Source organism: Actinoplanes subtropicus (genome assembly GCF_000721705.1).
Taxonomy (GTDB): Bacteria; Actinomycetota; Actinomycetes; order Mycobacteriales; family Micromonosporaceae; genus Actinoplanes; species Actinoplanes subtropicus.
On the sequence record NZ_JOJL01000019.1, the window covers coordinates 1 to 18,713 of the forward strand.

Genomic DNA, 18,713 nt, shown 5'->3' on the forward strand with positions numbered 1-18,713 from the left:
GCTGCTTCCACCAGTCCAGGAACTTCGGCTGCCAGCCCTCGAGCGCCCGCTGCAGCCGCCGGTCCCCGGCGAGATTGACGTTGTTCGGGATCCGCTCGGTGTAGTCGATCGTGCTCAGCGGCCCGGTCGGGGCCGGTGCGGGTCCGGTGCGCGCGTCGGTGGTCATGGCTGGAAACATGCCACAGATACCAGACGTGGCGCTACCCATATGTAGAATAAATTAAGTCAGGTGGAGCGCGAGCAGGACGGCGCCCGTGACCACGACGTAAACCTCGAAGGCGCCGCGGAGGGCGGTGGGGGCGTTGCGCAGCTCCATGAAGTGCAGGCCGACCACGCGTACCTTGATCAAGGCGATCGTCACGACCGCGCAGCCGATCGGGGTCGACATGCCGCCGCCTTCGATGCCCAGCAGCCAGCTCGACAGCGTGGCAACGACGAGTGCCGGAAAGACCCACATTGTCACGCCACCAGGTAGAAGAGCGGGAAGAGGAGGAGCCAGAGCAGGTCCACCATGTGCCAGTACGCGGCCGCGCCCTCGGCGAGCAGCAGTTTGCCCGGGCCGAGGGACGGGCGGCGGGACAGCACGACGAGGACCGTCAGCGCGCCCAGCCCGATCGTCAGGTGAGCCAGGTGGATACCGGTGAACACGAAGTAGTACATGAAGAAGTCGTTGCTGCTCGGGGTGTGTCCGGCGCGGATCACGAGGGCGTACTCGGAGCCCTTGATGGCGGCGAACCCGAGCGCGCACAGGAGCGCCCAGGGCAGCGTCCGTGCGGGTCGGCCGGTTCGCAGGTGCCGCAGCCCGCGGACGACCAGTGCCGAGGCGGTGAGCAGGAGCAGGGTGTTCAGCAGGCCCAGGCCGGGGTGGAGGGCCTGCTGAGACGCTCGGAACATCGCCGGGTGCCGGCCGTGCAGCACCGCGACGAAGCCGAAGAACACCGAGAACATGATCATGTCGCCGAACAGGAAGACCCAGAGGCCGGACTCGCCGGGGATGTGCTTGGTCCGGGCCGCGGTGGCGGTCACGCGGCGGGTTCGAGGACGGCCGCGGCCCGGTCGTCGTCCATCCGGTTGGCGGCCCGCACCAGCAGATAGGTCATGACGAGGAACCAGGCGCCGAACGCGCCGGCCGCGACCCAGAACGAGAGGATGCCGTTCCAGGCGAACGGGCCGGTCTTGAAGAAGGTGAGCAGGACGCTGGGCGCGAAGAGGAAGGCCATCCAGAAGTTCAGGTACGCCGACCAGCGCGGCAGCAGCGGCGTGGGGCGCTTGTCGGCCAGGATCGCCACGCCTACCACGACGGCCTGCCCGATCGCCGGGAAGGCGTTCATGACCAGGGTGATCCAGGCCAGGTCGTTGAGGGCCATCGTGATGTCCGGCGAGCGGTCCGGCCGGTAGGCCGTCGCCGTGAAGAGCAGGACCGGTACGAAGATCGCGGCCACGTTCGCGGCGCCGCACACGAGTTGGGTGGCGGCCAGCGGCGCCAGCCTCGGGTCGATCCGCCGGATCAGGCTCGACAGCGCCGCGACGAAGGGCGCGGTCACCACGGCGCCGGCGAGCATGAGTACGAGACCGGCCCGGATCGAGGTGGCGTGCTCGGTGTAGAAGGCCGCTACTCGCTCCGCCGACCAGCTGGGCGCCATCGGCGGTATCCAGTGACAGGTCACCAGGGCGGCGAAGAACAGTGCGACGAACAGGTAGCCACAGCTCGCGCTGGCGACCAGGATTCTGCGGGACACGGTGGATTCTCCTGTGCCGGAAGGGAAGATACGGGGTGCGTCAGGCCGGTTCGCTCAGGTACGGGAACTCGGCGCGCGGCGTCCCGGTGGCGTGGCCCGCGTCCAGGCCCATGGTGACGGGAGCGTTCAGCACGATCTCGAACATCGCTTCGGGGGCCGACTCGGCGAGCCCCCTGCCGTTGCGGGCCTTCGCACCGAAACCCGCCTCGGTGCCCACCTGGTAGTGCAGGACGTCCGGGAAGATGATGTCCCGCGTCGCGGTGCCGTAGCCGTTCGGGTCGGAGTGTGTGTCGTTGGCGGACACGAGGGCCGCGACCTTCCGGCGTACGAGATCTCCGTAGTTGTCGAGGTCCTCCCGCGGATCGGTGGCGTTGTAGTCGTCGAAGCCGGCCTCGGTGACGTCGAACAGCGTGTTGACGAGCGGTTTCGCGCACCGGTTGAGCTGCAGCCAGCCGCCGTGGTGGTCGTCGAGCGCGGTGGTGGCCCAGAGGCCGATCGTCGCCGATCCGATGAGATCAGCCGGCACTTCGAGGACGATGGCGGTGACGTTGGTGCCGGCGAACAGGTTCGCGGCCCGTCGCGGGTCGAACGCGGAGAGGTCCACCGTGGTGCCGTTCCGGAGTGCGGTCACGACGGCCGTGACGACCGTGCCGTCCAGGTAGAACGGGTCTCCGGCCCGGCCGGCGAAGACCTTGACGCCATCCGGTGTCGTGACGAAGTCCTCCGTCAGGCCGGCCGCGACCAGGGTTCCCGAGGCGTTGCGGTCGGTGGCGTCGGCACCGGCGAGCCGGTCGAGCACCCAACCCTGCCGGCCGTCCGGTCCGGCCGCGCGGAACCTGACCCGGAACGTCAGATCCTGCACCGCGTCGCCGTCGAGGTCGAGGTGGAACTCGTACAGCGCCTCGGGGTGGAAGCCCTTGTCGGCGGAGACCGGGTTGGTGTTCATCACGAAGACCGTGCCGCTCTCCCCCTTGAACAGGTAGACATCGCTGATGTCCAGGCGAGGGTCCTGCTTTGCGGCAGCTGAATCCTGGTGGTGGGACATTGATCGACCTTCCGTACGGGCTGAGCCGGACAAGACATGACGACGCATCGTGACCTGGGCCGATCGCGCGCCGCCAATGCCTATCCGGTGGATAGGCATGCCGGTTCGGCATCGGCCCTCCTGCGGGTACGTGGTGCGGCCGGTGAGGTTGGGATGGATCACACGGGATCGCCCGGTTCCGCGGGGCAGGATTCGGCCGATCTCGGGCACGGATGTGCAAGCAACCGGTCCGGCCTCCCTGGAAGGCTTCCCGGCGTGACAGAAACACAGGTCAGCGGTCCGGCCGTCGTTGAGCTGGACACCTCCTGGCTGCCGCCCGGCGAGCGGCATGCGGCGGTGGTGGACTTCGTCAACCGCGAGGTGATCCGGAACAGGGTCGTGCACCCGGAACCGGTCGCCAGCAGGTGGAACGCCAGTAGTCTCGGGCCGGTGCGGGTCACCAGGGTCGCCACGGTCGTCCCCGACGGGTGCCGGCCCGCGATCTCCGCGCGAGCCCCTCGGCACGTGCGTGCGGACGGTCCAGCCAGGGTGATTCTGAAGGTGCAGCTATCGGGCAGGTCCGTCGCCGTCCACGGCGGACGGCAGAGCGTCATCGAGGCCGGTCAGCTGGCGGTGCACGACGGCACCCGCCCGTACGCCTGGGTCTATCCCGGCGTCGGCGAGCAGGTCGCGTTCCGGGTACCGCGGGCGTTGCTGGGGGTGTCCTCGGCGGATCTCGCCCAGATCTGTTTCCATCCGATCGGCCGGGAGAACCCGATCGCCGCTCTCGTCGGGCCGCAGCTCGTCGAGATGGCCGGCGATCCGCGCCTGGCGGCCGACCCGTACGCGGAGGTCGCCGTCACCGCCGCTCTCGGCCTGGTCCGCGCGGCGATTCTGTCGGAGCTCGCGAAGCGGGATCCGTACCGCACGCCGGCCGACGACGGGTTGCCCGACCGGATCATGGCGTATGTCCGCGACAATCTGCGAGAACCGGGGCTGTCCCCGCAGCATCTCGCGGAGGCCCACTTCATGTCGGTGCGGCAGCTGTACACCGTGCTGGCACGGATCGGGGCGACGCCCGGCGACCTGATCCGCAGGCTGCGACTGGAGCAGGCCCGCACCGAGCTGAGCCGGCGGGAGCCCGCCGAACCGCCGCCGATCGCGGCCATCGCCCGGCGCTGGGGCTTCTCCGGCCCCACGCATTTCGCCCGGGCCTTCCGCCGCGAGTACGGCGCGAGCCCGCAGCAGTGGCGGCTGGCTCACGCCCGGGTCAGCGAGTCTCGGACTTCCTGAACTCGCTCGGCGTACGGCCGGTGTGCAGCCGGAAACGGCGGGTGAAGTGGCTCTGGTCGCTGAAGCCGACCGCCTGGGCGACCTGGGCGATCGAAAGTGACCCGGCCCGCAGCAACCGGCCGGCCTGCTCGATGCGCACCCGCTCGACGTAGCGGGCCGGCGACGAGCCCACGTGGGCGGTGAACAACCGGGAGAAATGGTGGCGGCTCATGCCGGCGACGGCGGCCAGCTCGGCCAGCCCGATCGCCTCGGCCGGCCGGTCGTGGATGTGGTCGAGGACCCGGCGGATCGCGGCCGAGCCGGCGGCCGGCGGCGGCTGTTCCGGCTCGGGGCTGTTGTCGCCGTAGCACCGCAACAGGTGCGTGATCAGGGCGACCGCCACCGAGTCGAAGATCAGATCCTGGCCGGGTGCGGCCGGTGCCGCAGCTCGGCCCGGAACACCGAGGTCAGGTGGTCGATCGACGGGTCGAAGAGGGCGAAGTGGTTGACCAGCCCGGCCCGGTCGTAGCCCGGGATGTCCAGCTCCCACGCCATCCGGTGCAGCGATGCCGGGTCGATGCTGACCCGCAGGCGGGCCGGGATCTCGCCGTCCCAGCGTGAATCCATCCCGGCCGGCATGAGCACCGCCTCGCCGGGATACATCGGGCCGCCGACCGCGTGCCCGCCGCGCTCCTGACGGACCCAGACCGACGAGCCGATCGGGACCGCGAGAACGTGGTGGTCGCGAGCCGGGGCGAAAATGCCGTCGGCTCGGTATCCGCCGTACTCGTCCAGAGCGACGCCATGCCATGAGCGCGACCCGCTGCTGGCGTGCAGAGGCCGCGACGCAAGATCGCGCCGGACCTCCGCCAGGCTCCTGGCCATCGCACCCCCTGGCTCATTGCCGGACCGAGAGTAGGGCAGGCCCGGCCGGCGGTGCTAACTCGGCCAGGGCGATACGGGCAAAGACGTCGATCTCCGGTCGGGCGTGGTGCCTGCGGTAGGCCAGCGCGACCGTACGGGGAGCGACGCCGTCCAGCCGGATGTAGCGGACATCCGGCCGCCGGTAGAAGAGTGGGATGCCGGCGGGAAAGACGGCGAAGCCGTCGCCGGATGCCACCGCCTCGAGGCTCTGGTCGATGCCCGCGGGGTGCTGCTCGAGCCGGGCGCCGGCCGGTCCGGTCCCGGATCTGCGGAGGCCGGACCGCCATTCCGGTACCTCGTCCGGATCCTGGAGCAGGGGATAGCCGGCGAGCGTGTCGATATGTAAGGACTCGGCCTGCGCGAGCGGATGGTCGCCGGCGAGAGCCGCCACTCGCGGCTCCGGGAACAGGGGCACGGTTTCGAGGGTGTCGTCCGGCAACGGCAATCGTACGAAACAGACGTCGACCGCACCGCTCGTCAAGTGGTCCGCCTGGCCGGTGATGGCGGTGTGCAGGACTTCGACGGTGACATCACGCGCCAGCGCCTTGAACCGGCGAACGATCGGGGTGATGATGACGCCCGGCGGGAGACCGACGGTGAACTGGCTCTTCTCGTGTGCGGCGAGATGGGCGCGACGCTGAGCGGCGACCGCCGCGGCCAGCAGCGGCCGGGCATCCTTCAGGAGTTGATGGCCGGCCCGGGTGAGCGCGGTGCCGATCGGGCCGCGGCGCAGAAGCAGGACGCCGAGGTCGTCCTCGAGGGCACGGATCTGCCGGCTGAGCGCGGGCTGGGTCATGTGCAGCCGACCGGCGGCGCGCACGAAGCTTAGTTCGGTGGCCACGGTGGTGAAGTACCGCAGCCGTCGAAGGTCGAGATCCATGGCCGCCAGGTTAAACAGATTCTGTCGCCCGGCACCGCGGCGAGACCTCGCCGGCCCGCCATCTGCAGCGGAGATCGCCGGCTCTGCAGAAAAAGTCCCATGCCGCTTCGGCATGACACTTACGCCGATCGGCATTGGCGTTCACCGGAACGGTCGCCCACGATTGGCGGGAGGACTGACCCGACGAGAGGAATGGAGAAACCGATGAAGTTTCTGCGATGGATGCTGAGGGAAACCCTCGTCGGGGCGGTGTTCCATGCCTTGGCCTGTCGACTGACCGAGGAGCGCCGGCCCGCGGAAGTGGTTTCCGGAAAGCGGGTCTAGGCCGGGCCGAGAGCGGCGATCGATATCTTCGCGAATTTGTCGATGGCCGGCATCTTGCGGTTTTTCGGGTACGCCAGGGCCACCATGCGGGGCGCGACTCCGCTCAGCGGGACGTAGCGGATGTCGGGACGGCGGTAGAAGTCGGCGAAGCCGGCCGGGAAGACGGCGAATCCGGTGCTGGACGCGACGGCCTCCAGACTTTCTTCGATCGTCGTGGGCCGCTCGGAGTCGGTGTCGTCGCCTCCGGTGCCCCGCCATTCGGGCACCTCTGCCGGGTCCTGCACCAGGTGGTACGGCATCAGCTCGGCGATGTCGAGGATCGGGGAGCGCGCGAGGGGGTGCTCGTCGGACAGGGCCGCGATGCGCGGCTCGGGGAACAGGGGAACGATCTCGAAGGAGTCGGCCGGCAGGGGCAGCCGGACGAAGCAGACGTCGACGCGCCCGTCCAGCAGGTAGTCGACCTGGTCGGTGAGGGCCGTGTGCAACACCTGCACCTTCACGTCCGGCGCCAGCGCCCGGAACTGGCGGACGATCGGGGTGACGATCACTCCGGGCATGAAGCCGATCGTGAAGTGGTCCTCCTCGCGTGCGGCCAGGCGCACGCGGCGTTGCAGGGCGAGCGACGAGGCGAGCAGTGGGCGCGCATCCTCCAGCAGTTGGTCGCCGGCCGGCGTGCGTGCGGTGCCGACCGGCCCGCGGCGCAGCAGGGTTACGCCGAGGTCGTCCTCGAGGGCGCGGATCTGCCGGCTCAGTGCGGGCTGGGTCATGTTCAGCCGTTCGGCGGCGCGCACGAAGCTGAGTTCGTCGGCGACCATCACGAAATAGCGGAGGCGTCGCAGGTCGAGATCCATGGCGACATATTAACCACAGCTGATTTCGAATCCGAGCGGGCGCCGGTCATGCCGGACCGGCATGACGGTTTCGCGAAAAGGCATTGGCGATACCCGTCATCGGGCGACGATGATCGATCGGCGCACGACGTGAAACGGTTGATGAAGGGGTTGCGGGTATGCGGCGTTATGACGTCATAGTGGTTGGTGCCGGCACCGGCAACATGCTGCTGAATGACGAACTGCGGCATTTCCGTACGGCGATCGTCGAACCGGACCGGTTCGGCGGCACCTGCCTGAACCGCGGCTGTATTCCGTCGAAGATGTTCGTCGTGCCGGCCGAGATCGCGACGAGCGCGCGACAGGGGCGCCGGTTGGGCGTGCGTTCGACGGTGGACGGCGTCGACTGGCCGGCGATTCGTGAGCGCGTCTTCGGCCGGATAGATCCGTTGCACGAGGCGGCGGTGAAGCACCGGGAGAGCCAGGGGATCGACGTCTTCACGGAACCGGCCCGCTTCGTGGGGCCGGGGGAGTTGCAGGTGGGCGACGAGCGGATCGGCGCGGACCGGATCGTGGTGGCGGCCGGGTCAAGGCCGGTGATCCCGGCGATCACGGGCCTGGCGGCCGTGCCGTACCACACCTCCGACACCATCATGCGGATCGACCGGCTGCCGAAGTCGATGGTGGTGGTCGGCGGTGGCTTCATCGCCGCCGAGATGGGCTTCGTGTTCTCGGCTTTCGGCTGTGACGTCACCGTCGTGCAGCGCGGGCCACGCCTGCTGATGGCCGAGGACGACGATGTGTCGGCGGCCTTCACCCGGCACGCGGCCGGCCGGCATCGGCTGATGCTCAACAGCGAGGTCACGAGGGTCGACCGTGTCGCCGGCGGCGTCGCGGTGACCGTCGAGGACGCGAACGGCACCCGGCTGGTGGAGGCCGAGCAACTGCTGCTGTGCGTCGGACGTACGCCGAACACTGATCTTCTTGACGTCCGGGCTGCCGGCCTCGAGATTGATAGGCACGGCCATCTGAAGGTCGATGAGACGGGCGCCACCACGATGCCCGGCGTGTGGGCGCTGGGCGACGCGGCCAATCATTTCCAGCTCAAGCACCTGGCCAACGCGGAAGCCCGGGTGGTCCGGCACAACCTGCTGCATCCGGGCACACCGCGTCGACTGCCCGTTCTCGCGGCGCCGCACGCCGTGTTCTCCGAGCCGCAGGTCGCGTCGATCGGGCTGACCGAGCAGGCGGCGCGGGAACAGGGCGTCGAGTACCGGGTGAGCCGCCGCGACTACGCCGAGACCGCGTACGGCTGGGCACTGGAGGACACCACTAGCTTCGTCAAGATCCTCGCCAGCCCGGCCGGCGGCCGCCTGCTCGGCGCTCACCTCATCGGCCCGCACGCCGCGCTGCTCATCCAGCCCCTGATCCAGGCGATGATGCTCGGCCAGACCGCGCAACAGCTGGCGAACGAGGTGCTCTACATCCATCCCGCGTTGACCGAGGTCGTGGAACAAGCGCTGCTGGCCCTCTGACCGCAGGGTGGATTCCTTGCCTTCCGTCAAATCCATCGGCCGCTATCAGGTCGACCGGCTTCTCGGCGCGGGCGGCTTCGGCGTCGTCACCCTGACCGCGAAATGACAGCAGGCGTGCGGGCGGCAGCCACCCGCAGGCAAGGACTCTACCGATCGCGCCGGCCCACAGCGCCGCCGGAATTCCGGCTGTCGCGGCGATGAGAGCGCCGGCGATCGCGCCCAGCGGCCGGAGGCCGAAACTCACGGTCTGGGACGCGCCCCTGGTCTGCGACCGCAGGTGAGCCGGCACCACGAGCGCGAACACCGAGCCGACCGGCATTGACTGGTCTGGATAGAGTGGGCTGCGCCGACGAGCTTGGGGGAGTCCGATGGCTGAGCCGATGTCCCGCCGTACGCTGCTGCGTACGGCCGCCGGAAGTGTGATCGCCGCCGGCCTTCCGGTCGCCGGGAAGACCGCCGGGAAGACGGCGGTGCCGCTGCTGCGGCAGCTGGACGAGAAGATCCGGGACGGCATGGCCCGGTACGGCATACCGGGCGTCGCCCTGGGACTGTGGTGGCGTGGCGCCGAGTATGTGCGCGGCTTCGGCGTCACCGACGTCGATCACCCGGCGCCGGTGGACGGGGACACCGTCTTCCGGGTCGCCTCCACCACCAAGACCTTCACCGGCACGGCGATCATGCGCCTGGTCGAGCGTGGCCGCCTCGACCTGGGCCGTACGGTCCGCAGTTACCTGCCCGACTTCCGTACCGCGGACGCCGCCGCCTCCGGCCGGGTGACGCTGCGGCAGGTGCTCAACCACAGCGCCGGCTGGCTCGGCGACGACTTCGTGGACACCGGCTCCGACGACGGCGCCCTGGCCCGGTATGTCGCCGCGATGTCCGGGCTGCCGCAGCTCACCCCGCCCGGCCGGGTCTTCGCCTACAACAACGCGGCCCTCGCTCTGGCCGGCCGGCTGATCGAGGTGGCGACCGGCCGGACGTACGAGCACGCCGCCCGCGCCCTGGTCCTGGACCCGCTGCGGCTGGCACACAGCGGCTTCTCGCTGGCGGAGATCCCCGGCGCGACGTACGCCGTGCCGCACGACATCTCGACCGGCAAGCCGGTGCCCGCGCCGCAATTCTGGGCACTGCCGCGCAGCATCACCCCGGCCGGCGGGCTGATCTCCAGCGCCCACGACCAACTGCGCTGGGCCCGCTTCCACCTGGGCGACGGCCGCGGCCTGCTCACGCCGCGGTCGATGCGGTTGATGCAGTCGCACCCCGGCCCCGGCGGCACGCTCTTCGTCGAGTTGGACGGCGTCGGGGTCACGTGGCTGCTGCGGCCGACCGCCGAGGGCCCGACCGTGGTGCAGCACGGCGGCGACTGGGCCGGCCAGCACTCCGGCTTCCTCATGGTCCCCGAGCGTGACTTCGCACTGACCGTGCTGACCAATTCGGAGGGCGGCCCCGGCCTGCTCGCCGAGCTGTTCTCCGACGACTGGGCGCTGAGCCGCTTCGCCGGTGTCCACAATCTCCCGGCCACCCCGCGTGCCCTGCCTCCCGCCGCCCTTGCCGGCTACGCGGGCACGTACCGCTCGCAGGAGGTCTACTTCGACGGTTCGCTGCTGACGTCCTCGCTGGACCTGGTCGCCGATCAGGGCGGGCTCAGCGTACGGCTGTCCGGCACCGAGGCCCTGCGGTTGGCCTTCTACCGCCGGGACTACGTCCTCGCCCTGGCCCCCGACGGCACCGACACGCACAGCCGCGCCAACTTCGTCCGGGACCCGGACGGCACCGTGGGCTGGCTCCGCTTCGGCGGCCGCCTGTGGCGCCGCGGCACCGTGGCCGGCTTGCGCGCCGGCGGCGGCCGAGCCCTCCTGCCCGGCACCCTGCCGCACCCGGCCCCGCTCTGACGGCCCGCTCTGACGGCCCGGTGTGCCGCGGCCGCGACGCCGCCGCAAGGACGTCGGAGCCGTTGTCGTACGGGCAGACCTTTACCTCCTGGGCCGGCCGCTGGTAGCCGCTCGCGCCGATCGCGGCACCGGTTTCGTCACTCTGCGAACCTGGACGGATACGCGGAGTTACGATCCTCACCGGCTCGCTCGGCCGGACCGTAGGAGGACCTCGCATGTCCCAGTCCCAATCCAGGATCCGTGCTCGGCTGGTACGCGCCGGGTTGACGGCGGGCGCGGTGATCGCCGCGATGCTCGTCGCGCCGCAGGCGGCCTACGCCGGGACCGGGGTGGGGCCGATGGTCGCCCCGCTCGGCGGCACCGCGACGATCGGCGACCCCAACTCGAACTTCAACACCAGCACGACGGCGGTGGAGCTGTCCAGCGGCCCCTGCCCGGACAAGTACACCGCGCCGAGCGCCACCGGACCGTGGGCGGCCACGGTCACCAACCGCAGCGCGAACGCCATCACGTTCACGGTGCCGACCACCGGACCGACCGTCGGTTCGAACGGCGCGGTCAAGCCGTACTACGTCTGCGCCTACGACGCGGCGGTCGCCTCGAGCAGCCCGCGCACCGGGGCCGGAAGCATCTATCTCGGTACGCCGGTGATGGTCAACCCGTTCAGCGGCGTGACCGGCGGCGGCAACCAGATCACCGTCAACACCAACCAGAACGCGACGCTCTTCGCGGGTCTGAACACGGTGGCCGCGGTGTTCACCACGTCCTCGTGCAACCCCACCCTGGGGTCGTCGAATCCGGCGAACCTGGTCGGGACCAGCGTCAACAAGCAGCCGAACAACGCGAGCGTGAGCCTCACCGTGCCGCCGGGCGTCGTGGCCATGAACGGCGGCGGGCCGACGATGTACAGCCTCTGCCTCTACGATGGCTCCGGCCCGTCCGGCGGGCTGCTGTCGATGGCCCCGTACAACGTGAACGCGGTGAGCCTGAGCCCGGCCAGCGGCTCGTACCTGAGCAGCGTCCTGGTCACGGCGAGCTCGCCGATGGCCTTCCTGTCGGGCGTCACCGCGCCGGTGGTGCTGGTGGTCGGCCCGGGCGCCGGCTGCCCGGGCATCTATTCGACGTCCCCCATGAACGGCGTGACGCCGATCGTGGTGGGCAGCGGCAGCATCCGGAAGGTGTCGAGCAACCGGGCCATCGTCACGCTGCCCCCGCTGTCGCTGCAGAACAACCAGCCGACCGGCTACCAGCTGTGCTTCTACTCGAGCAACAACCCGCAGTCCGGGTCGCTGATGGGCACCAGCAGCTACACCGCCGGAACCGTGGCCACCCCCACCGGGGTGATTCCCGCCGCGGGCCCGGCCGCCGGCGGAAACACGATCACCGTCGTCGGCAGTGACTTCCCGACCGATCCGGGCCGCATCACCGCCACCCTCGGCGGTACACCGCTGACCAACATCCAGCCGATCAACGACAAGGCCTTCACCGCGCTGGTGTCGCCGCACGCCGCCGAGGACGACGTGACCCTCCTGGTGACCACGCCGGGCGGCACCAAGGCGCTGCCGGGTGCGTACTCGTTCACGAATCCGATCCAGATCACCCCGACCACCGCACCCAATACGACGTCGAGTGTCGACGTGGACGTGCAGGGCTCCGGCTTCATGTCGATCAACTTCGGCTCCGGCGGATCGGCCGGCCGGGTGTTCCTGGTCAACGGCACGTACAACGGTGCCGACACCGGCGCCGGCGTCCTGGCGAACGGGCCGGTCGCGGAGTGCCGGAACGCCCTCGTGGTCACCGACCAGGAGCTGGTGTGCACGCTGCAGCTCAACCGGCGGCTGAACAACACCGCCACCGGGTTCTTCGACCCGATCGGCTACGTCCACAGCGTGACCGACATCTCGACGACCGCCGGCAGCCGGGTGATCGGCTCCCCGTCCGGGAAGTTCAGCCCCGACGACGTCGGCCAGCCGATCGCGCAGAACCTGAACACCAACATTCCGCAGAAGAGCACCATCACCGCGGTGCTGAACTCGAAGATGGCGGTCATGTCGCTGCCGTCGCCGCAGGCCGGTTCGCCGATCACGGCGACCGTCGGCGGGGTGGTGCACAGCCTCACCGGCACGCTGACCACGACCTCGGGCAGCGCCACCGTCAGCGTCGCCGCGCCGGACTCGTTCAGCCGGGCCGACATCGGCCGGCTGTTCAACACCGGCACGCCCGGCATCCCGGACGGGACGACCATCGTCGCGGTCGCGCCGGGCGGCGGAAGTGCCACCCTCTCCGCCCCCGCCTCGCTGAGCACCCAGTACCCGCTGGCGGGCGCGACCATCGCCGACGGCTCGTCGACGCTCTACAGCAGCGCGCTCGTGTCCAACGACGTCGGCTCGGTGATCGGCCCGAACTCGCTCGGCATTCCGGCCGGCACGACGATCAGCTCGGTGGTCGCCAACACGAGCGCCGGTCTCTCGGCCGCCGCCGGCAACGGCGGCGGATCGGGCACGCTGACCCTGAACAAGCCGATCAGTGCTTCCCTGTACGCGGCGGCGCCGGTGCTGAACGGCGCCTACAACCTCGTGGTGGTCAGCAATGGGGCGCCGAACGCGGCCATGACCGACCCCGAATACTCGCAGACGGACGTCACGAGCGGCTCCACCTTCACGGTCGCGACGTTCTGATCGCCTTCAGCAGCTGGGTGATGTCCCGGGCGCTCGTGGGCGGGGCCAGGAGGAACCCCTGGCCGTGGTCGCAGCCGAGGGCGCGCAGGGTGTCGAATTGCGTGCGGGTCTCGATGCCCTCGGCGGTGACGGTGACGTTGAGGTCGTGGCAGAGCTGGATGGTGCGGTGCACGACGGCGGACGCGGCGGCGTTGTCGGTGTCGGACAGGTCGGCGACCAGCTCCCGGGCGAGTTTGACCGTGGTGACCGGGAGCCGGGACAGCGCGGCGAGGTTGGCGTGGCCGGTGCCGAAGTCGTCGATGGCCAGCTGGATGCCGCGGTCGGTCAGGTCGGACAGGGTGTCGTCGGGGCCGTCGACGGCGGTGCTCTCGGTGATCTCCAGCTGTAGCGCGCTCGCCGGCAGGCCGGACTGATCCAGGATGTCGTCGATGGTGGCGACCAGGCCGGGCTCGGACAGCTGCAGGGCGGAGACGTTGACGCTGATCAGCAGCGGGTGGCCGGCCGCGTGCCAGCCGCTGCCGCGCTGGCAGGCCTGGCGGAGCTGGGACATCCCGAGGGGCCGGATCAGGCCGGTCTGCTCGGCGAGCGTGATGAAGTTCTGCGGGCCGAGCGTCGCGGTGGTGCCGCGGCGCCGCCAGCGGGCCAAGGCCTCGACCCCGATGAGGGAACGGTCGGCGAGCGCGTACAGCGGTTGGAAGTGCGGTTGGAATTCGCCGCGTTCCAGCGCGGCCGGCATCGCGACGGCCAGCCGATGGCGGCGCAGGTCCTCGGCCGCCCGGGTCGGGTCGAAGACGGCGTACGGCCGGCGGTCGGCGTCGGTCCAGGCCAGTGCGATGTGCGCGTTGCGCAGCCAGTCGTCCGCGGTCGTGCCGGCCACGCGGTCCTCGACGATGCCGGCCGTGGTGCGCAGCCGCAGCTGGTAGCCGTCGACCCACGGCAGGCTGGCGTTGCCGATCGCGTGCTGGGCCAGGCGGGAGAGCTTGATGCCCTCGTCGACGCCGGTGGTGCCGCTGACGACCACGACGAACTGTTCGCCGCCGAGGTGGGCCAGCAGGTAGCGGTCCGACGCGCCGCGCAGGTCGGCGACGACTTCCCGCAGGCGTACGCCGATGGTGCGTAGCAGATCGTCGCCGGTGGCGTGGCCCAGGGCGTCGTTGAGGTCGGCGAAGTCGTCGACGCGCAGCAGGCAGACGCTCATCCGCGCGTCGGGCCGGGCGGTGGTGATGACCGCGCCCAGGTGTTCGCGGAGGCTGACCCGGTTCGGCAGGTCGGTGACCACGTCGTGCAGCAGGGCCTGGTTCAGCTCGCCCTGCAGGCGACGCTGCTCATCGCGCCAGGCGACCCGCTCCGAGCGGTTCAGCTCCTCCGCGGCCAGCATCGCGGTGTCGCGCAGGGCGGCGGTGAATCCGTCGGCCATCCGGCCGAGCAGGGGCTGGATCCGCGACCGTACGGCCGGCTCGTCGCCGCCGACCAGGCCCGGTAGCCGCTCGGCCAGCAGCGGCAGGCTCACGCCCAGCACCCCCGGCGCCGCCACCCGTGCCGCGACCAGGGCGGCGCCGACCTGCCGGGCCGGCGCGGGGTCGAACGGCTCGGCCCGGGCCGCGGCCACCAACAGCCGCAGCTGCTCGCCCAGCACGACCCGAGCGTGGGCCTTGTGCGGCAGGAACCCCAGCGCCGCGATCTGGCGCAGCCAGTGCTGCGTCAGGGCGTCCAACGCCGGCTCGTCGGCACCGTCCGGACCCGTCCGCGTCATGACGCCGTCCCCGATCACGTCCGGCCGGGCACCCTGCGTGATCGGCCGTCGCCTAGCGTGCACCGTGGACGGATCACACCGCTACGAGTGCCGCCCCTAGTCGCTGGCAACCTGGGGATGCCGGCGTTCCCGCAAGTCCTGGCGCCGCGCGGTCCGATTCGCCCGGCATGACGCCTCGGTCGTTAGGCGTCAAATGCGAAAACGGGCAGGGAAACCGTCACTCAGGAGAGTGATGCCGCTGCTATCGGCGGCGGCCGACCGCCGCCAGGACGGGCTGCGGCAACTCGTCGTCCTCGGGGTCGGGACGCCATTGATCGACGCTGACCACCCCCGGCGGCAGCAGGTCGAAGCAATCCTCGATCAGCGCGGCCACCTGCTCCGGGTCCCGGACCACGAAGGGCGTCGGGGTCTGCTCGTACAGCTTGCGTACGGTCTCCTGCTGCGCACGACCCTCGGGCGTCGACTCCAGCGTGCCGTGGGACAGCGCCAGGTAACTGCCCGGCATCAGGGCGCCGCCGAACTCGCGGATGATCGACCGCGGGTCGTCCCGGTCGGGGATGAAGTGCAGCACCGCCACCATCAGCACGGCCACCGGCTCGGAGAAGTCGAGGAACTCCAGCAACCTCGGATCCCGCAGGATCGCCTGCGGGTCACGCAGGTCCCCGCGGATCGCCGTCGCGTACCGGTTGGCACTCAGCAGGCTGTTGCTCTGCTCCACCGCGACCGGATCAATGTCGACATACACCACCCGCGTGCCGGGATGCGTCTCCTGCGCCACCTCGTGCACGTTGCCCAGCGTCGGAATGCCCGAGCCGAGATCCAGGAACTGCCGCATCCCGGCCTCGGTCAGCCAGCGCACCGCCCGGCCCAGGAAGGATCTATTCGCCTGAGCCAGCAACCGCAACTGCGGCATCGCCTGCTCCGCGTGCGTGAAGAAATCCCGGTCGACTCGGAAGTTGTGCACCCCGCCCAACGCGAAGTCGTAGACCCGCGACGCGTTCGGCACCGTGATATCGACGCCCTCGGGCACCCATGCGCTCGACTCGGTCACCGCCACCCCGCTTCCGGTCCACCGCCGAGTGATCCGGCCAGTCTACGGAGGAAACCGATCCCGCGGGGTCCCGCGCGGTGTGGAAAACCGAGTGCGTACGCCGTCAGCCGGCCGCTACGTTGGCCGCGATGCGAGAACCCGACGCCGCCTTCGCCGACCCCCGCCAAGCAGTCCTCTATGACACCTTCAACGGGGACGACCGGTCCGATCTCGACGCCTACCTGGCGATCGCCGGCGAGGTCGGCGCCCGCCGCGTGATCGACATCGGCTGCGGCACCGGCGTCCTGGCGATCCGGCTGGCCGGCGCGGGCTGTTCGGTCCTGGGCGTCGACCCGGCCGAGGCCTCGCTCGCCGTCGCCCGGGCCAAACCGCGGGCCGGCCTCGTCACCTGGCTCCACGGCGACGCGACCGCTCTGCTCGGCCGGAACGAGGCCGCCGACCTGGCGGTGATGACCGGCAACGTCGCGCAGGTGTTCGTCGCCGATGAGGACTGGGCCGCCACCCTTTCCGCGGTCCGCGCGGCGCTCCGGCCCGGCGGCTGGTTCGCCTTCGAGACCCGCCGCCCCGAGGTCCGGGATTGGGAGAGCTGGGACGTCGCCCCGACGCCGGTCACCCTGCCGGACGGCCGCACCGCCGTCGTGACCCGCACCGTGACCGACGTGTCGCCGCCCCTGGTCACCTTCGAGGGCTCGACCACCATCGGCGACGAGGTGCTGCGCTCGACCTCGACGCTCCGGTTCCGCGAACGCCAGGAGGTCGAGCGGGACCTGCTCGCCCACGGCTTCACCGTGCCCGACATCCGCGACGCCCCCGACCGCCCGGGCAAGGAGCACGTCTTCCTCACCCAGCGGCAGTAGGACGACACCCGGGCCCGCACTCCGACCGGCCCCCGCGACGTGAGCTTTCAGCGGAATTTCAACGGCGATTCACGGGTCGGCGCTAGCCTCCGTGTCGATCTCTGATCCGCCATCCGGGCGTCCTGGCCGCCGACCCCAGCGGCTGCCAGGGCGCCCTTTCTCGTGCTTTCCCGGGCCGGATGTTACGGCTCCGATAGCGACTCTTCCTGCGCTCTTAAGATCCGGCCGCCGAGACTTCCGGCATGACGACGATCGATGGTGGCCGGGGAGCCGCCGCGTGCTGAGGTCGTGGCGCCGGCCCGGGCGGCGCGTCACCGCGTTCGGTGGCGTGGCGCTCACCCTCCTCGGCGCCGGGATCGCGGTGGGCGGCGTCTTTCCGGGCAGCGGCCAGGCGGCCGGTCCGGACCGCGCCGCGCTGAGCGCCGCGGCCGCCGACCAGTTCGTCACCGGCGAGTCCACCGGCTTTCCCCGGGCCCCGGGCGAGTCGCTCACCCGCCGATCCGTCACTACCACAGAAAGCGGTCTGAACTATGCCAACTACTCTCGTACCTATCAGGATCTGCGTGTCTTTGTTGGTGGCGACGTGGTCGTCGTCACCGATCGCACCGGTGCGGTAAAGAGCAGTTCCGCGGGGTCGGCGCCGATCGACGTCGACATCACGCCCCGGGTGCCGGCCGCGCGGGCGGTGGCGGTCGCCCGGCAGCGGCATCCCGGTACGGTCGCCGGCGACCCGGCTCTCGGGGTGGTCGCCGGCGACCGGTCCCTGCTCGTCTGGCAGGTGGTCGTCGAGCACGGCGGCGCCGGCCGGGTGCACGCGTTCGTGGACGCACACACCGGCGACTACGTGGGCTCGTGGGACGAGTACTCCACCGGGATGGGCACCGCGGGGACGGCGTCGGGGGACATGCTCCAGGCCAGGTTCGGGCGGGACGGCATCGACGGGAGCGGCGGTACGCCCCGGAAGGTTGCCGGCCCGGACGACGTCACCGCGTTCTACCGCTGCGCCGGGACCGACAGTGCCGCCGACGACGAGGCGACGGACGACCGGACCATGCTCGGGCGCGGCGTCTTCTGCCACACGCCCGGCGGCGACAGCGGCATCTCGAACGAGACCGGCGGCCTCGTCGAGGGCACCGCCGACATCTTCGCCGCCCTGGCGGAGGGGCTGGTCGACCCGTCGCGGGCCGGCGACCCGAACTGCTGGTACCCGGCCATCCCGAACGCCGACGTGCGGGCGGCGGCCGGCCCGCTGAACCACTGGTTCCACCTGATCGCGGCGGGTTCCGGCTGGGCCGGCCCGACCTGCGACGGCGGGACGGTCAAGGGCATCGGCATCGGGCCGGCGGGCCAGATCTTCTACCACGCCCTGCTGCGCAAGACTTCCGGCTGGACGTACCGCCAGGTGCGCACGGCGACCCTGGAGGCCGCCCTGGAGCTGCACCCGAACGGCTGCACCGAGTTCGAAGCGGTCCGGGCGGCGTGGGACGCGGTACGCGTACCGTCGCGGGAGGACCCGGCGTGCACCGCGAGCTCGACGCCGGCCTTGACGTCGGCGCCGGCCGGGACGCGGCTGGCGAACCCGGCGGACTTCGACATCGCGGACCGGGCCGTCGTCGAGTCCCCGATCACCGCGAACCTCCCCGGCAAGGCGCCGAAGACGCTGAGGGTCGACGTGGACATCACCCACAGCTTCCGCGGCGACCTGCAGATCGACCTGGTCGCCCCGGATGGCACGGCCTACCGCCTCGAGTCGTCGAACCGGCTGGACTCGGCCGACGACGTCAAGCGCGGCTTCACGGTGGACGCCTCCGCCGAGCCGGCGGCCGGGACCTGGATGCTGCGGGTCCGGGATCGATGCGCCGGCGACACCGGCGTCCTCAACTCCTGGGCCTTGACCTTCTGAGCCGACAAGTTATCGTTCTGCACCCGATCTCCGACCGACGGGCCGCACCGC

16 protein-coding genes are annotated in these 18,713 nt (G+C 70.8%); 6 read left to right on the top strand and 10 right to left on the bottom strand.

The features are described from left to right. Positions 1–220: 220 nt before the first annotated feature. From IH26_RS0124620 to IH26_RS0124635, 4 genes are read right to left on the bottom strand one after another with little or no spacing between them, the layout of a single operon-like run. A complete protein-coding gene (locus tag IH26_RS0124620) occupies positions 221–457 on the bottom strand; it encodes a cytochrome C oxidase subunit IV family protein (RefSeq protein ID WP_030438595.1) in 237 nt (78 codons plus the stop codon). A gap of 2 nt (positions 458–459) precedes the next feature. Next, positions 460–1,026 carry a cytochrome c oxidase subunit 3 gene (locus IH26_RS0124625; protein WP_030438596.1) on the bottom strand — a complete coding sequence of 189 codons (567 nt, stop codon included), beginning with the start codon at positions 1,024–1,026 and terminating at the stop codon, positions 460–462. Next, complete coding sequence (locus IH26_RS0124630) at positions 1,023–1,739, bottom strand: hypothetical protein (RefSeq protein WP_051808465.1); 717 nt, start codon at positions 1,737–1,739, stop codon at positions 1,023–1,025. The genes IH26_RS0124625 and IH26_RS0124630 overlap by 4 nt, the downstream gene beginning before the upstream one ends. Before the next feature lie 40 nt (positions 1,740–1,779). Continuing rightward, positions 1,780–2,784 carry a DUF4331 family protein gene (locus IH26_RS0124635; RefSeq protein WP_030438598.1) on the bottom strand — a complete coding sequence of 335 codons (1,005 nt, stop codon included), beginning with the start codon at positions 2,782–2,784 and terminating at the stop codon, positions 1,780–1,782. Positions 2,785–3,039: 255 nt separating this feature from the next. On the opposite strand from IH26_RS0124635, the gene IH26_RS0124640 reads away from it, so the two are divergent. Then, positions 3,040–4,056, top strand: coding sequence for a helix-turn-helix domain-containing protein (locus IH26_RS0124640; RefSeq protein WP_030438599.1), 1,017 nt, complete (start codon positions 3,040–3,042; stop codon positions 4,054–4,056). Here the strand turns inward: IH26_RS0124640 and IH26_RS61395 are convergent. From IH26_RS61395 to IH26_RS0124665, 4 genes are all read right to left on the bottom strand, one after another. After that, positions 4,034–4,438 (bottom strand): helix-turn-helix domain-containing protein, encoded by a 405-nt coding sequence (locus IH26_RS61395; protein ID WP_051808466.1) that lies wholly within the window; start codon positions 4,436–4,438, stop codon positions 4,034–4,036. The two genes, IH26_RS0124640 and IH26_RS61395, sit on opposite strands and share 23 nt — an antisense overlap. Positions 4,439–4,449: 11 nt before the next feature. After that, a complete protein-coding gene (locus IH26_RS61400; RefSeq protein WP_030438601.1) occupies positions 4,450–4,920 on the bottom strand; it encodes a hypothetical protein in 471 nt (156 codons plus the stop codon). A gap of 13 nt (positions 4,921–4,933) precedes the next feature. Then, positions 4,934–5,839 (bottom strand): LysR family transcriptional regulator, encoded by a 906-nt coding sequence (locus IH26_RS0124655; protein ID WP_030438602.1) that lies wholly within the window; start codon positions 5,837–5,839, stop codon positions 4,934–4,936. A gap of 320 nt (positions 5,840–6,159) precedes the next feature. Next, positions 6,160–7,014, bottom strand: coding sequence for a LysR family transcriptional regulator (locus tag IH26_RS0124665; RefSeq protein ID WP_030438603.1), 855 nt, complete (start codon positions 7,012–7,014; stop codon positions 6,160–6,162). A 158-nt stretch (positions 7,015–7,172) separates the two neighbouring features. On the opposite strand from IH26_RS0124665, the gene IH26_RS0124670 reads away from it, so the two are divergent. The 3 genes from IH26_RS0124670 (at position 7,173) to IH26_RS0124685 (ending at position 13,098) form a co-directional block, all read left to right on the top strand. Further along, positions 7,173–8,528 carry a mycothione reductase gene (locus tag IH26_RS0124670; RefSeq protein ID WP_030438604.1) on the top strand — a complete coding sequence of 452 codons (1,356 nt, stop codon included), beginning with the start codon at positions 7,173–7,175 and terminating at the stop codon, positions 8,526–8,528. A gap of 368 nt (positions 8,529–8,896) precedes the next feature. Further along, positions 8,897–10,420 (top strand): serine hydrolase, encoded by a 1,524-nt coding sequence (locus IH26_RS0124680; RefSeq protein ID WP_063763741.1) that lies wholly within the window; start codon positions 8,897–8,899, stop codon positions 10,418–10,420. 215 nt (positions 10,421–10,635) lie between these two features. After that, positions 10,636–13,098, top strand: coding sequence for an IPT/TIG domain-containing protein (locus tag IH26_RS0124685; RefSeq protein WP_030438606.1), 2,463 nt, complete (start codon positions 10,636–10,638; stop codon positions 13,096–13,098). Here IH26_RS0124685 and IH26_RS0124690 read toward each other — a convergent pair. Both IH26_RS0124690 and IH26_RS0124695 read right to left on the bottom strand, forming a co-directional pair. Next, the gene (locus IH26_RS0124690) at positions 13,079–14,851 is read right to left on the bottom strand and encodes a putative bifunctional diguanylate cyclase/phosphodiesterase (protein WP_157437369.1); all 1,773 of its coding nucleotides are present in this window, start codon (positions 14,849–14,851) and stop codon (positions 13,079–13,081) included. The genes IH26_RS0124685 and IH26_RS0124690 overlap by 20 nt on opposite strands. A 241-nt stretch (positions 14,852–15,092) precedes the next feature. Then, positions 15,093–15,902: an SAM-dependent methyltransferase gene (locus tag IH26_RS0124695; protein WP_030438608.1), complete on the bottom strand. Its 810-nt coding sequence runs from the start codon at positions 15,900–15,902 to the stop codon at positions 15,093–15,095. 128 nt (positions 15,903–16,030) lie between these two features. Here IH26_RS0124695 and IH26_RS0124700 point away from each other — a divergent pair, with 128 nt between their 5' ends. Together IH26_RS0124700 and IH26_RS0124705 are read left to right on the top strand one after the other, a co-directional pair. Then, complete coding sequence (locus IH26_RS0124700; protein ID WP_030438609.1) at positions 16,031–16,759, top strand: class I SAM-dependent DNA methyltransferase; 729 nt, start codon at positions 16,031–16,033, stop codon at positions 16,757–16,759. A gap of 277 nt (positions 16,760–17,036) precedes the next feature. Next, positions 17,037–18,662, top strand: a complete 1,626-nt coding sequence (locus IH26_RS0124705; protein ID WP_051808469.1) for a proprotein convertase P-domain-containing protein — start codon at positions 17,037–17,039, stop codon at positions 18,660–18,662. Positions 18,663–18,713 lie beyond the last annotated feature (51 nt).